Below are 14,510 nucleotides of genomic sequence, written 5' to 3'. Positions count from 1 at the left end.
TACTTTATCAAAATAGATAAGTGGTATCCATCATCACAACTTTGTAGCTGTTGTGGTTCTCGTAAAAAACTTACACTTCAAGAAAGAATCTATAAGTGTAAGTGTGGGCTTACAATGGACCGTGACCTAAATGCAGCTATAAACATAAAAAATGAAGGGCTTAGACTGCTTGAAGTAGCCTAAACCCTGATAAATCTTATAGTAGGCTAGGAACTAGCCGAACTTATACGCTTGTGGACACTGTGTAAGACGTTCGTTATCCAATAGGATAGCCTACGCAGTGGTGGTTGAAGCAAGAAGCTCCGACTTCAAATACGAAGTATTAAGTCGGAGTAGTTCACTGCCGCTAAGTTATGGTATACTTATTTTAGTGAATATATGTTTAGGAAGTGGATATATGTCAAAATGTGGTTGCGGTTGGGAGTTTTCCTCAGACCTTATGATTAAATACCATAATGAGAAATGGTGTAAGATAGAAAAAGACGAAGATGAACTCTTTGCTATGTTAGTTTTAGAGACTATGCAAGCAGGTCTTAGTTGGTCTTGTGTGATAAATAAGGAAGAGGCTATTAGAAAGACCTTTAAAGGCTTAGCTCCAAGAAAAGTTCTTTCTATGCCTAGGGAAGAAATTGAAGCAGCGTATGAGAATAAGGATATTAAGTTTGTAGGTTCAACTATAATTTACTCTTATTTACAGGCCATTGGTGTGATTAATGACCATTTGATAAGCTGTAGTTATAGATAGGATTTAGCATGTAAATTTAATATAGAATTTAATTTATGAATTTATTAGACGAAAGGAGTAACGCTATGGATAATACAGATTTTTTTGAGGACATGAGTTGTTGCGGACACAACGGTATGGAGGTTAAGTGGTCTGACACTTGCGGAATTTGTGGTAAGAAGCTTGTGGGAACTGACAGAGTGGTAGATTATATCGTACTTCCAGAAGATGGGGGTTCTAATTCCATTGATAATCAGTTTTACATTTGCAGAGATTGTAAATATAAAAGACAGGATAAGGGAACAAAGGTTAAGAAGTAGTTATGTCGTCATATTTTGAAAAGGCCTTATCAAATTTCCTTTCGGAATTTACCACCACAGGTTCTATAAAGCATTTGGTAGATAGGGGCATGACCTTAGATCAAATCATAGAGAATATGGACTATCCAGCCTCAAGAGAGAAGGTTTCTAGGCAAATGTATGAATACATGCTAGAGGCCAAAATTTTGGTTGAAGATTTGGATATGAGTAAATATAATATAGTGGAATATAAAAGCAGGAACGAGTTGTCTCATATTGTATCTAAACATGGCAAAGAGAGGCTTTATTTTATGTGCCCTTTTGGCTATTATCTAAAGAATAATAAAGAGGAATTGTTAAGATTAACTAGTTGCCTGACAAAGCGTGAAGCTGACTATATTTTAGGCATACCATGGATTTTAAATAAGACATATCACTGCGCGGATTTAAGAATGCTTGAAATCGCATCTGAGCTTATGGATAAAAGAGATTTAAAGCTAGAACTCTATCTTAATAGGGAGCTTCTCTAAAAGTGATATGTAAATTTTGGAGGATATATGGATAAGTTGACAGATTCAATTATAGAAGCAGTATTTTCTAACTATATTGAAATCTACGAGATTGATTTGGAAAATGATTACATAAAACTTGTATATTTACAAGATAAGGCACTTAGCTTAGACCTTGATAAAGAAGGGGTTTACAGCGAGTTTAATAGAAAATATTCAAGAGAAAGAGTAGAGAAGGAATACGCAAGAGAGCGTGAAAGACGTGGAGCCCTTGAGAATTTACGAAAGGAGCTAGGGGAGAAGGAAAGCTTCGAATTTAGCTATATAGTTAATTCTGACAAGGTTAGGACAGTAGAATATAAGCGTCTTTTAATGGATGATACTGGAAAGCCTATTAAGGCTTTAATGGGCTATAAAAGAATTCTAGATGATAGAGCTGAGGTTTTTAAGCTTAAGTTAGAGAGAAAAAAGCACAGAGATCTTTTAGAGGAAAAGCTTAATGAAGCGAAAGCTGCAAGCCTTGAAAAGTTGAGATTTTTATCAAACATGTCCCATGATATAAGAACACCTATTAGTTCAATGATGGGCTATATTAACCTATCTAAAACCCACATCGACAACAAGGATTTGGTTTTAACTTATCTTGATAAGATGGAGAGTAACTCAGAACAGCTAATCTCCCTTATTAATGATGTCCTTGATATTTCAAGGATTGAGAGCGGCAGGGCAAGCATTGAAGAATATCAGCAAAGTCTTTATTCAATTATTGAGGAAGTTAAGGACTTAATAGAGCCTATAGCTCAGTCAAGGGAACAAAACTTTAATGTAAATATAGAAGTGGAAAATGAAGAGATTCTAGCAGATAAGTTAAGACTAGTTAAGATTTTATCTAACATCCTTACAAATGCTGTGAAATACACACATAGATGTGGAACTATAGATTTTACAATTAAAGAGGATTTAGAAAGGAAAGAAGAGGGCTATATAGCTTATCTTTTTGAAATAAAGGATAATGGTGTGGGTATTAGTGAAGAGTTTTTACCACGTATTTTTGATCCCTTTGAAAGAGAAAATGATAGAGAAATCGCAGCCATACAAGGAACTGGCCTTGGCCTTTCTATAGCAAGGGAATTAACTAAGATGTTATCTGGTGAACTTGAGGTGGAAAGTGAGAAATATAAGGGCACAAAGGTAACAATAGCCATGAAGTTTAAGCTCTTTAGACAGGATATCCTTGCTAATAAGTCTAATTTAATTCACGAGTCTAACTTTAGAAGAGCCGAGGATTTGGCTAATCAGAGAACTTTTGAAAGAAAGAGATTCTTGATTGTGGATGATAATGAGGCAAACCTAGAGATTTTGTCTACATTTTTACAAGACCTAGGAGCTAGCACAGATACTGCAACTAACGGTTTTGATGCCCTAAATAAGTTTAAGAAAAGCAGAATCTATCAGTATAATGCGGTGCTTATGGACATTAAGATGCCAATTATGAATGGAAATGATACAACAAGGGAAATTAGAAAGCTTTCCAATAGAACCCTTGCTGCCGTTCCTATTGTGGGTATTAGTGCAAATGTATATCCCCAGGATAGATTAGATTCCCTTGATGCAGGGATGGACGCCTATTTAGTAAAGCCTGTTAATACCACAGAACTTATTAGAGTTTTAAAGGAAGTAATGCTCTAAATTTTGTAAATAATAGACATATTAGAATTGAATAAAAAAGACATAAAAATGCTATGTAACTAAAAGGGGTTGTTACATAGCATTTATTTTTTGACCGTATTTATTCTGCTTATACAAGGCTATTTAGCTCTGTTGCAAGATTATCAAGATTAGATGCGATATTGCTATCTAGCTTATCTATCTTTGTCTTTGCAAGGGCACGTTTTAAGTCGTTTAGGGAACGCTTAACTTCCTTTTTCTTTTGCTTATCCCAAATCTTTTTATTTGCTTCTAAGAGATTTACAGCATTGTTATAAGCTTTAGTTGCTTCATTATAGCTATCAATATAGCCCTGGTAGGTTTCATCCCTTTTACCATAGATTTCAGCTTCCCACTTTGCCTTTGCGATTTCTTCCTCTGTCATGTTGTCATTAGAAGTGATGGTAATGGATTGCTCATTTCCTGTACCTAAATCCTTAGCAGATACATTTACAATTCCATTGGCATCAATATCAAAGGTAACTTCAATCTGTGGGATACCAGCGGCAGCTCTTTTAATTCCTGAAAGCCTGAAATTTCCAAGTAACTTATTGTCTCTTGTAAATTTACGCTCGCCCTGGAAAACCTTAATATCAACGGAAGTCTGGAAGTTTCCAGCAGTTGTAAAAATCTGGCTGTGTCTAGTTGGAATAGTTGTGTTTCTCTCAATTAATCTACTTGAAATACCACCTACTGTCTCAATAGATAGAGAAAGTGGTGTTACATCCATAAGTAAAATCTCAGAGGCCTTAGAACCAGGAACTAACTGGTTTCCTAGCTTACCACCCTGAATTGCAGCACCTAGGGCTACGCATTCATCTGGATTAATATTTCTTGTAGGTTCCTGTCCCATGATTTGACGAACCATGTTAACTACAGCAGGGATTCTTGTAGAACCACCAACTAAAACTACCGAATTAATATCATTTTTACTAAGCCCCGCATCCCTTAGGGCATTCTCCACTGGAGGGATTGTTCTCTCCACAAGGTCCTGGCATAATTCTTCAAACTTAGCTCTTGTAATATTAGATTCTAAGTGATATGTCTGGCCCTTTTGCTGTGTAATAAAGGGAAGATTAATATTAGCGGTTGTGGCGCAGGAAAGGACCTTTTTAGCATTTTCCGCTTCTTCATATAAACGTCTCTTTGCAGCGTCATCCTTTGCTAGATTAATTCCATGGGCCTCTTTAAATTCTTCTATTAAATATTCTACAATTCGTTCATCAAAGTCATCGCCACCTAGGTGATTGTCGCCGGATGTGGCTAAAACCTCGATTGTGTTGTCATCAATTTCAATTACTGATACATCAAATGTACCACCGCCTAAGTCATAGACCAAAATCTTTTGAGATTGTCCATTATCAAGTCCATAAGCTAGGGCAGCAGAAGTTGGCTCATTAATTATTCGTAGTACGTTTAGACCTGCAATCTTACCAGCGTCTTTAGTGGCTGTTCTTTGAGCGTCGTTGAAATAAGCGGGAACAGTAATAACAGCGTCTGTAACTTCTTCTCCTAAATAATTTGAGGCATCTTCTTTAAGTTTCATAAGGATATATGCTGATATTTCTTGAGGGGTGTATACTTTTTGGTCGATCTTTTTAGTGAAGCTTGAACCCATATGTCTCTTTATTGAGAAAAATGTTCTGTCGGGATTAATAGCTGCCTGTCTTTTAGCTAAATCTCCCACTAATCTCTCTTTATTCTTATCAAATGCAACAACTGATGGAGTTGTTCTATATCCTTCTTTATTAGTGATAACTACTGGCTTATTACCTTCAATTACAGCAACACAACTATTTGTGGTGCCTAAGTCAATTCCTATAACCTTACTCATAATCTGCCTTCCTTAGAAAATATTCATTTTTATTTAACTCTATTGTAGCATGTCCTTAGAAATATAAAATGGATAAAAAATGATAAATGATAAAAAAAGTATAAAGAAAATTATAGGTTTAATTTTAGCTTAAAATATGGTAACTTATTATGGTATAGAAGCAGAAGTGTTTTCTATTTTCGATATGTAATAAGTTTTGTAAGAACGTCCAAACTACTTGTTTGTGACTTTGATTGGAGGTAAATTTTGGCAGGCTCAACATTTGGCAACATTTTTAAGATATCAACTTGGGGAGAGTCCCATGGAGAGGCTCTAGGCGTCGTAATTGACGGTTGTCCCGCAGGACTTAAACTAGAGGCTAAGGATATTCAAGATTTCCTTAATAGAAGAAAGCCAGGTACATCTAAGTTTACTACACCAAGAAAGGAAGACGATGAAGTTTCCATTCTATCAGGTATTTTTGAAGGTAAGACAACAGGATGCCCAATTTCTTTAGTAGTATTTAATAAGCAGCAAAGATCCGCTGACTATAGCGAGATTGCAAGCTATTATAGACCAGGTCATGCAGATTATACATTTGATATGAAGTATGGTTTTAGAGACTACAGAGGGGGCGGTAGAAGTTCTGGTAGAGAGACTATTGGTAGAGTTGCAGCAGGAGCAATTGCAATTAAGATTTTAGAAAGTCTAGGAATTAAGATTGATGCTTATGCAAAGGAAATTGGTGGAGTTTCTATTGATTATAACAATTTTGATTTAAAAGAAAGAGAAAAGAATCCTTTTAATATGCCAGATAGCAAAGCAGCTAGTGAGGTGGAAGAGCTTGCTAGTAAGAAGAGAGCCGAAGGGGATTCCCTTGGTGGAGTCATTGAATGCCAGATAAAGGGCGTCATGCCAGGAATTGGCGAGACAGTTTTTGATAAGTTAGATGCTAGACTAGCACAGGCTATTATGTCTATCGGGGCTTGCAAGGGCTTTGAAATTGGAAAGGGCTTTGAAGTGGCTAGTATGTTTGGCTCTACTAATAATGATGCATTTTCAATAAAAGATGGCAAGATAACTAAGGGAACTAACAATGCCGGCGGAATACTTGGCGGTATGTCAGATGGTAGCGATATTATCTTTAGAGCTGCCTTTAAGCCAACACCATCTATTTCTAAAATGCAGAACACAGTTAATAAATCTAACGAAGAAATTGAGGTTAGCATTAAAGGCCGCCATGACCCATTAGTGGTTCCAAGAGCGGTGGTTGTAGTTGAAGCAATGGCAGCCCTAAGCCTTGTAGATTTAATATTTACCAACATGACAGCAAGAATGGACAAGATTGTTGATTTTTATAAAAATTAGGAGAAAATAATATGTATAAGATTTTAGCAACTTCAGGAAATGCTAAGAGAGCTGAATTTACAACAGTTCACGGAACAGTTCAAACTCCTGTCTTTATGAATGTAGGTACAGTTGCAGCAATTAAGGGTGCTGTAGCAACAACAGACCTTCAGGAAATTGGCACACAGATTGAACTTTCTAACACATATCATCTTCATGTACGTACAGGAGATAAGCTAATTAAAGAATTAGGCGGCTTACATAAGTTTATGAATTGGGATAAGCCAATCCTTACAGATTCAGGCGGATTCCAGGTATTCTCTCTTGCAGGCTTAAGAAAGATTAAGGAAGAGGGAGTTACTTTCCAGTCTCACATTGATGGACATAAGATTTTTATGGGTCCTGAGGAGAGTATGCAGATTCAGTCAAACCTTGGTTCAACAATTGCCATGGCCTTTGATGAGTGTGCTCCTGCTAAGGCTGATAGAAACTATGTTGAGAAGTCAGTAGCAAGAACTACACGTTGGCTTGAGCGTTGTAAGAAGGAAATGGATAGACTTAATTCTTTAGAGGATACAGTTAATCCACATCAGATGCTCTTTGGTATTAATCAGGGTGCAGTTTATGATGATATTAGAATTGAACATGCAAAGAGAATTACTGAGATGGATCTTGACGGTTATGCTGTTGGTGGTCTTGCAGTTGGTGAGACTCATGAGGAAATGTATCACGTACTTGATAAGGTAGTGCCATACCTTCCAAAGGAAAAGCCTACATATCTTATGGGTGTTGGTACACCAGCTAATATCTTAGAGGCAGTTGATAGAGGTATTGATTTCTTTGATTGCGTTTACCCATCAAGAAATGGTAGACATGGTCATGTTTATACTAAGTTTGGTAAAATCAACCTCTTTAATGCTAAGTATGAAAAGGATTTAGCACCAATTGAAGAGGGCTGTAATTGTCCTGCTTGTCGCAATTATTCAAGAGCCTATATAAGACACTTACTTAAGGCTAAGGAAATGCTTGGTATGAGACTTTGCGTATTACACAATCTCTATTTCTATAATCATTTAATGACAGATATTAGAGGAGCTATTGAAGCTGGTAATTATAAGAGCTTTAAGGATGAGAGATTATATTTACTAAAAACTTATGATAAGGATAAAAAATAATTGTTTGAATTTATTATTATTTAATGGACATAGCAGTTAATTTGGTTTATTATTCTTAAAGTGAAGTTAGTTTTAGACTAGCGATTAATGAAGAAAAATTAGGAGGTTATTTATGTCAGCTATAGTTATGGTCATTTATATTGTTGCTATCATCGCTATGATGTATTTCTTGGCAATTAGACCACAGAAGAAGCAGCAGAAGGAACAGCAGATTCTTATGGAATCAATGGAGGTAGGAGATGTAGTTCTTACTACTAGTGGTTTCTACGGAGTGATCATCAGTCTTTCTGAGGATGATGTTATCGTTGAATTTGGTAACAACAAGAACTGTCGTATTCCAATGCAGAAGAAGGCAATTGCTCAGGTTGAAAAGGCTACAACATCAGAAGATAACTAATTTATATAATAAAGCTTAAGTCGCTAGAGATTTCTAGCGACTTTTTTTAATGCAAATTTTTTATAGTCATGATATAATATATAAAAATATTGTGATTTTAACTCAGTCGGAGTACAAGCTCCGACTGAGTTAAACGCTCCGCGAGGATGCGCACGGATTCGGACAGGAATTTGTCTGCTGAAGGAACATCAGCCATTAGAATTTTGCTTGAGCAAAATCGGGCTGACGCTACATCGTAACTGCTTCGCAGTTGCGACATCTGTAGCAGACCCGAATCCGGCGCGCAAGACTCGCGAGCGAGTCTTGACATTAGTCTAAGTATTGGGGGTAAAAGTGAAATCTAAACTAGTAAAATTGCTAAAAATCAATCTTAGTTTACTTATATATGCGCTTCTAGTCTTAATTGTTGTGATTACATTTTCATATGCCAAATATCTAGACAAGGCTAATGAGACCATAAATTTAACCATTGAGAGCATTCAGACTAATATTGATAAAGAGGACTTAGAAAATCTAAATGCTTACGTTTCTAGCATTTTTTCAAGTCTTTCTGATAGAAATGTGGCAGAAGACGAGATAAACACTAAGCACACGGCAGATTTTGGCCACATAAAGGACTATAAGGAATATGTATCCATAAAGAATGCCCTTTCCCTAGTTTATGGGGCCAATGAAAGTATCTATGACTTGTCGCTTTTATACATAGATCTTGATAATAACAGAATGGTATATTTAGCTGATGAGGGGCCATATGATTTAGGGGTCTTTAGGGGACTTAGCTATTCTTATTATAGTAAGATTGTCTTAAAGAAGAAGGCTAGCCTATCAAGCTTAAATAAAACCTGGATTGTCTACAGGGGCGCTAATATCTATAACGACAACAACAAGGTAATTGCCACTATCAATGTAAGTATTAATATGGATTTGTTTAAGGAAAATGTAATCTCTATATGCATTTTATGCTTAATAATCTATCTTTGTACTTGCCTAGTAGTTTCCTTAGTTTTCTTAAAGCTACCGGCAGCCTATAAAAAGGCCAGCGTCTATTTAAAGGCTAATGAAATAATTGTCCTATCTAAGAAGGAAAAGAAAAGAAGGGCAAAGGAAGAAAAGAGACTAAGAAAGAAGGAAGCCAAGGCAAGGGAAGAAAAGGAGTTAGAGGAAGAGTTTAAAAAAGATATCTTAGAGGAGAATAAAAGAAATTATGAAACTGAGGAAACTAAAGAGTCCGAAGAACTAAAGGAGCCTGTAGAGTTAAAGGAGACACAAAAAAGTGATGCAGCTAAGGAAATCCTAGAGGATTCAGATATAGATTCTAATTCTAAAACCGAGACTTCATCTGCAGATATGGAGCCTATGTCAAAACCAAGAGAAACTAAAGAAGGGGAGGAAGAGCATCCAGTTATTGACTGGATTGTTGATCAATTATAAGCTTATTTGAGCCTCTTAATAAATTATAGTAAATTTTAGAGCTATCACTAATAATGGAAATCAATTTTTAAATTAAGAAAAATAAAATTAAGTTGTAATACAACTTGACTTATGCGGTTAGACAACTGTAATATATAATATAAACCAAATACACTTGGTTTAAATTAGGATAAGAGGTATGTAGTTATGGAATGTAAGATTACTTTAATTCCTGGTGATGGAATCGGACCAGAAATTGTAGGAGAGGCAGTTAAAGTGCTAAATAAGGTGGCTGATAAGTTTGGTCATACTTTTAATTATACTAAGATTTTAATGGGAGGTTGCTCCATTGATGAGTATGGCGTTCCACTAACTGATGAGGCGGTAGATATTTGCAAGGCTTCAGATGCAGTATTACTTGGCGCAGTTGGCGGTAATGTAGGTAACTCAAGATGGTATGATGTGGCACCTAATTTAAGACCAGAGGCTGGTCTTTTAAAGATTCGTAAGGATTTAGGTTTATTTGCTAATCTAAGACCTGCTTATCTTTATAATGAGTTAAAAAAAGCTTGTCCTTTAAAGGAAGAAATTACAAAGGATGGCTTTGATATGATTATTGTAAGAGAGCTTACAGGCGGTCTTTACTTTGGAGAAAGAGAAACTAAGACAGTTAATGGTATGTTAGAAGCTAGAGATACTCTTACATATAATGAAGAAGAAATTAGAAGAATTGCTATTAAGGCATTTGAAATTGCAAGAAAAAGAAAGAAGAAGGTAACATCAGTAGATAAGGCTAATGTACTTGATTCTTCTAGACTTTGGAGAAAAGTTGTAGCTGAGGTTTCTAAGGATTATGAGGATGTAGCCTTAGAGAATATGTTAGTAGATAACTGTGCAATGCAGCTTGTTATGAACCCTGGACAGTTTGACGTTATTTTAACTGAGAATATGTTTGGTGACATTTTATCAGACGAGGCAAGTATGATTACAGGTTCTATTGGAATGTTATCTTCTGCTTCTCTTGGTAAGACAAAGCTTGGACTATACGAGCCTAGTCATGGTTCGGCACCAGATATTGCAGGACAAAACAAGGCTAATCCAATTGCAACAATTCTTTCAGCAGCAATGATGCTTAAGTTTAGTCTTGATCTTGATAAGGAGGCTGATGCTATTGAGGAGGCAGTGGCTAAGGTATTAAGTGATGGTTATAGAACAGTTGATATAGCTTCTAATGAGACAAAGGAAGTTGTAGGAACTGATAAAATGGGCGATTTAATCGCTGCTAATATTTAATTAAAGGAAGGAAGTAGGATTATGAAGAGTGATAACGTAAAAAAAGGTATGCAACAGGCACCACATCGTTCCCTTTTTAATGCCTTGGGTTTTACTGAGGAAGAAATGGAAAAGCCATTAGTTGGTGTCGTTAGCTCATATAATGAAATTGTTCCAGGTCATATGAACCTAGATAAAATCGTAAATGCTGTAAAGATGGGTGTAGCAGAAGCTGGCGGTGTTCCAGTTGTTATTCCAGCTATTGCTGTATGTGATGGTATTGCTATGGGTCACATCGGTATGAAGTATTCTCTAGTAACTAGAGATTTAATTGCAGATTCAACAGAATCTCTTGCAATTGCTCATCAGTTTGATGCCCTAGTTATGGTACCTAATTGTGATAAGAACGTACCTGGTCTTCTTATGGCAGCAGCTAGAGTAAATGTACCTACTGTATTTGTTTCAGGCGGACCAATGCTTGCTGGTAGAGTTAAGGGTCACAAGACCAGTCTTTCTTCTATGTTTGAGGCAGTTGGTGCTTGCGCAGCAGGTAAGATGACAGAAGAGGATGTAAAGGAATATGAGCATAAGGCATGTCCTACTTGTGGCTCATGTTCTGGTATGTATACAGCTAACTCTATGAACTGCTTAACAGAGGTTCTTGGTATGGGTCTTAGAGGAAATGGAACAATTCCTGCTGTTTACTCAGAAAGAATTAAGCTTGCTAAGCATGCAGGTATGGCTGTTATGGAAATGTATAGAAAGAATATTCGTCCAAGAGATATCATGACAAAGGATGCTATTATGAATGCCTTAACTGTTGATATGGCCCTTGGTTGTTCAACAAATTCAATGCTTCACCTTCCAGCTATTGCTCACGAAGTAGGCTTTGATTTTGATATTAAATTTGCAAATCCAATTTCAGAAAAGACTCCAAACCTTTGTCACCTTGCACCAGCAGGTCCAACTTATATGGAAGACTTAAACGAAGCTGGTGGTGTTTATGCAGTAATGAAGGAGCTTGATAGCTTAGGACTTATTAATAGAGATTGTATGACTGTTACAGGTAAGACTGTTGGTGAGAATATAAAGGATGCTAAAAACTTAGATCCAGAAGTTATTAGACCAGTTTCAAATCCATATTCTAAGACAGGTGGACTTGCAGTACTTTCAGGTAACTTAGCTCCAGACGGTTCAGTTGTTAAGCGTTCAGCTGTTGTTGATGAAATGCTTGTACATGAAGGACCAGCAAGAGTATTTGATTGTGAAGATGATGCAATTGTTGCTATTAAGGGTGGAAAGATTAATCCTGGCGACGTTGTTGTTATTAGATATGAAGGACCAAAGGGTGGCCCTGGTATGAGAGAAATGCTTAATCCTACATCAGCTATTGCTGGTATGGGACTTGGCTCATCAGTAGCTTTAATTACTGATGGTAGATTCTCAGGCGCAAGCCGTGGTGCATCTATTGGACATGTTTCTCCAGAAGCTGCTGTTGGCGGACCTATTGCTTTAGTAGAAGAAGGAGATATTATTTCAATTGATATACCTAAGTTAAGCCTTAATCTAAAGGTTTCTGATGAAGAATTAGAAAAGAGAAAGAAGGCTTGGACTCCAAGAGAACCAAAGGTTACAACAGGTTACTTAAAGAGATATGCTTCTATGGTTACATCAGGTAACAGAGGTGCAATTCTAGAAGTTCCTAAGGGTGTAAACTAATATTTAGACTTTATTTATATATAAAAAAGTATTAAACTAAGTCTTAAGCTGTATTATGGCCACAGCTTAAGACTTATAACTTAATACCTAGGTATAATCGCATATAATTCAGTCGGAGTACAAGCTCCGACTGAGTTAAACGCTCCGCGAGGATGCGCACGGATTCGGATAGGAATTTGTCTGCTGTAGCAGACCCGAATCCGGCGCGCAAGACTCGCGAGCGAGTCTTGACAATAGGGTTTTAAGTATATTTTCCTAATAGTTACACATTTACTTTAAAAACTATAGGGTCGAAATAGGAGAGAAGGTTTATGAAAATTAATGGTTCAGAAATCATCGTTGAATGTTTGAAAGAACAGGGTGTTGATACTGTTTTTGGATATCCAGGTGGAGCTATCCTTAATGTATATGACGCTCTTTATAAGCATTCTGATGAAATTACTCATGTACTTACAAGTCATGAGCAGGGGGCTGCTCATGCTGCAGATGGTTATGCAAGAGCAACAGGTAAAGTAGGTGTTTGTTTTGCTACTTCAGGTCCTGGCGCAACTAATCTAGTAACTGGTATTGCTACAGCTTATATGGATTCAATTCCTGTAGTGGCAATTACTTGTAATGTTACTGTACCTTTACTTGGTAAGGATTCCTTCCAAGAGGTTGATATAGCTGGTGTTGCTATGCCTATTACAAAGCACAGCTATATTGTTAAAGATGTTAACAAGCTAGCTTCCACAATTAGAGAAGCGTTTAGAATAGCTAAAGAGGGACGACCAGGCCCTGTTTTAGTAGATGTAACAAAAGATGTAACAGCTAATTTAGCAGAATTTAAGAAGATGGAAATTGAAGCTCCAAAAAGAAAGGTTATTGACTTAACTGATGAGGATATAGATAAGGCAGTAGCAATGATTAAGCTTTCTAAAAAGCCTTTCCTTTATGTAGGAGGCGGTGTGATTTTATCTGATGCCTCTAAGGAATTAAGAGAATTTGCAGATTTGGTAGACGCACCGGTTTGTGATTCCTTAATGGGTAAAGGTGCATTTTCAGGACACGATAAGAAGTATACAGGTATGATTGGTATGCATGGTACTAAAACTTCTAACTTTGGTGTGTCTGAATGTGATCTTCTTATTGCCATTGGTGCAAGATTCTCAGATAGAGTAACAGGTAATGCTAAGAAGTTTGCACGTCATGCTAAGATTTTACATATTGATGTAGATCCAGCTGAAATTAATAAGAATATTCATACAGATGCCTCAATTATTGGCGATGCTAAGGAAGTCCTTACTCGCCTAAATGCTAAGCTTACAAAGCAAGATCACACAGAGTGGATTAAGCATATTGAGGAATATCAAAAGAAGTTCCCAATGAAGTTCAATAAGGATTCGCTAAATGGTCCTAATATTATGGAAAATATCGATAGAATCACTAAGGGTGAGGCTATTATTGCAACTGATGTTGGACAGCACCAGATGTGGGCAGCCCAGCATTATAAGTTTACTAATCCACGTACACTTCTTACATCTGGTGGCCTTGGAACAATGGGTTATGGCCTAGGTGCAGCAATTGGTGCTAAAGTGGGTGTAAAGGATAAGGTTGTAATTAATATTGCAGGTGATGGTTGCTTTAGAATGAATATGAATGAAATAGCAACAGCAACTCGTTATAATATTCCAGTTATTGAGATTATCTTTAACAATCATGTACTTGGTATGGTAAGACAGTGGCAGGATCTCTTTTATGGCAAGAGATATTCTGCAACAGTTTTAGAAGACCAGGTGGATTTTGTTAAGGTTTCAGAAGGTATGGGTGCTCATGCTGTAAGAGTAACAACTATTGAAGAGTTTAATAAGGCTCTAGAGGAGGCAATTAAGCTTAATATACCTTGCGTTATTGAATGTGTAATCCAAAAGGATGATAAGGTATTCCCAATGGTTTCTCCAGGGGCAGCTATTTCTGATGCATTTGATAGAGAAGATCTTAATAAAAAGGAAGCAGAAGCAAAGAAGGCTTCTAAGTAAAATAAATAACAGCTTCTAAATTTAGAGGCTAAAAAGTCACTAATTAATGCCATTAGCATTTATTAGATAGAAAATGTTTATAGCTATTAGCTTTGTTAATTAGTTGACAAAACTAGAACT

13 protein-coding genes are annotated in these 14,510 nt (G+C 36.6%); 12 read left to right on the top strand and 1 reads right to left on the bottom strand.

What is annotated here, in order from left to right; all coding sequences use genetic code 11:
- The 5 genes from G600_RS15440 to G600_RS0107585 all read left to right on the top strand — a co-directional run.
- The coding region (locus G600_RS15440) for a zinc ribbon domain-containing protein (protein ID WP_027431415.1) at positions 1 to 183 on the top strand (183 nt) is incomplete at its 5' end.
- Positions 184 to 397: 214 nt separating this feature from the next.
- Complete coding sequence (locus tag G600_RS0107600) at positions 398 to 745, top strand: DNA-3-methyladenine glycosylase I (protein ID WP_027431414.1); 348 nt, start codon at positions 398 to 400, stop codon at positions 743 to 745.
- A gap of 65 nt (positions 746 to 810) precedes the next feature.
- Positions 811 to 1,044, top strand: a complete 234-nt coding sequence (locus G600_RS14055; RefSeq protein ID WP_034245921.1) for an HNH endonuclease signature motif containing protein — start codon at positions 811 to 813, stop codon at positions 1,042 to 1,044.
- Positions 1,045 to 1,046: 2 nt separating this feature from the next.
- Positions 1,047 to 1,553 carry a hypothetical protein gene (locus tag G600_RS14050; RefSeq protein ID WP_034245918.1) on the top strand — a complete coding sequence of 169 codons (507 nt, stop codon included), beginning with the start codon at positions 1,047 to 1,049 and terminating at the stop codon, positions 1,551 to 1,553.
- 27 nt (positions 1,554 to 1,580) lie between these two features.
- Positions 1,581 to 3,221 (top strand): hybrid sensor histidine kinase/response regulator, encoded by a 1,641-nt coding sequence (locus G600_RS0107585; protein WP_027431413.1) that lies wholly within the window; start codon positions 1,581 to 1,583, stop codon positions 3,219 to 3,221.
- A gap of 109 nt (positions 3,222 to 3,330) precedes the next feature.
- On the opposite strand, the gene dnaK is transcribed toward G600_RS0107585, so the two are convergent.
- The gene (gene dnaK / locus G600_RS0107580) at positions 3,331 to 5,073 is read right to left on the bottom strand and encodes a molecular chaperone DnaK (RefSeq protein WP_027431412.1); all 1,743 of its coding nucleotides are present in this window, start codon (positions 5,071 to 5,073) and stop codon (positions 3,331 to 3,333) included.
- A gap of 246 nt (positions 5,074 to 5,319) precedes the next feature.
- On the opposite strand from dnaK, the gene aroC reads away from it, so the two are divergent.
- The 7 genes from aroC to ilvB all read left to right on the top strand — a co-directional run bounded on the left by aroC (position 5,320) and on the right by ilvB (position 14,390).
- Complete coding sequence (aroC, locus tag G600_RS0107575; RefSeq protein WP_027431411.1) at positions 5,320 to 6,420, top strand: chorismate synthase; 1,101 nt, start codon at positions 5,320 to 5,322, stop codon at positions 6,418 to 6,420.
- 11 nt (positions 6,421 to 6,431) lie between these two features.
- Positions 6,432 to 7,574 (top strand): tRNA guanosine(34) transglycosylase Tgt, encoded by a 1,143-nt coding sequence (tgt, locus tag G600_RS0107570; RefSeq protein WP_027431410.1) that lies wholly within the window; start codon positions 6,432 to 6,434, stop codon positions 7,572 to 7,574.
- Positions 7,575 to 7,686: 112 nt separating this feature from the next.
- Positions 7,687 to 7,971: a preprotein translocase subunit YajC gene (gene yajC / locus G600_RS0107565; RefSeq protein WP_027431409.1), complete on the top strand. Its 285-nt coding sequence runs from the start codon at positions 7,687 to 7,689 to the stop codon at positions 7,969 to 7,971.
- A 333-nt stretch (positions 7,972 to 8,304) separates the two neighbouring features.
- A complete protein-coding gene (locus G600_RS0107560; RefSeq protein WP_027431408.1) occupies positions 8,305 to 9,402 on the top strand; it encodes a cache domain-containing protein in 1,098 nt (365 codons plus the stop codon).
- Between the two features lie 186 nt (positions 9,403 to 9,588).
- On the top strand, positions 9,589 to 10,674 hold the full coding sequence (gene leuB, locus G600_RS0107555) for a 3-isopropylmalate dehydrogenase (protein ID WP_027431407.1): 1,086 nt from the start codon (positions 9,589 to 9,591) through the stop codon (positions 10,672 to 10,674).
- 21 nt (positions 10,675 to 10,695) lie between these two features.
- Positions 10,696 to 12,372 carry a dihydroxy-acid dehydratase gene (gene ilvD, locus G600_RS0107550; RefSeq protein WP_027431406.1) on the top strand — a complete coding sequence of 559 codons (1,677 nt, stop codon included), beginning with the start codon at positions 10,696 to 10,698 and terminating at the stop codon, positions 12,370 to 12,372.
- A gap of 311 nt (positions 12,373 to 12,683) precedes the next feature.
- Positions 12,684 to 14,390 (top strand): biosynthetic-type acetolactate synthase large subunit, encoded by a 1,707-nt coding sequence (ilvB, locus tag G600_RS0107545; RefSeq protein WP_027431405.1) that lies wholly within the window; start codon positions 12,684 to 12,686, stop codon positions 14,388 to 14,390.
- Positions 14,391 to 14,510: the final 120 nt, after the last annotated feature.

It is taken from the genome of Lachnospira multipara ATCC 19207 (assembly GCF_000424105.1).
GTDB lineage: Bacteria > Bacillota > Clostridia > Lachnospirales > Lachnospiraceae > Lachnospira > Lachnospira multipara.
Note: the sequence above shows the minus strand (reverse complement) of the source record. Positions and strands in the feature narration are given on the sequence as shown.

Excerpts from the sequence above, each read along its gene's own strand:
- leuB (WP_027431407.1), top strand. The coding sequence starts at position 9,589 with ATGGAATGTAAGATTACTTTAATTCCTGGTGATGGAATCGGACCAGAA.
- yajC (WP_027431409.1), top strand. The coding sequence starts at position 7,687 with ATGTCAGCTATAGTTATGGTCATTTATATTGTTGCTATCATCGCTATG.
- G600_RS0107585 (WP_027431413.1), top strand. The coding sequence starts at position 1,581 with ATGGATAAGTTGACAGATTCAATTATAGAAGCAGTATTTTCTAACTAT.
- G600_RS14050 (WP_034245918.1), top strand. The coding sequence starts at position 1,047 with ATGTCGTCATATTTTGAAAAGGCCTTATCAAATTTCCTTTCGGAATTT.
- G600_RS0107600 (WP_027431414.1), top strand. The coding sequence starts at position 398 with ATGTCAAAATGTGGTTGCGGTTGGGAGTTTTCCTCAGACCTTATGATT.
- G600_RS14055 (WP_034245921.1), top strand. The coding sequence starts at position 811 with ATGGATAATACAGATTTTTTTGAGGACATGAGTTGTTGCGGACACAAC.
- dnaK (WP_027431412.1), bottom strand. The coding sequence starts at position 5,073 with ATGAGTAAGGTTATAGGAATTGACTTAGGCACCACAAATAGTTGTGTT.
- tgt (WP_027431410.1), top strand. The coding sequence starts at position 6,432 with ATGTATAAGATTTTAGCAACTTCAGGAAATGCTAAGAGAGCTGAATTT.
- ilvB (WP_027431405.1), top strand. The coding sequence starts at position 12,684 with ATGAAAATTAATGGTTCAGAAATCATCGTTGAATGTTTGAAAGAACAG.
- ilvD (WP_027431406.1), top strand. The coding sequence starts at position 10,696 with ATGAAGAGTGATAACGTAAAAAAAGGTATGCAACAGGCACCACATCGT.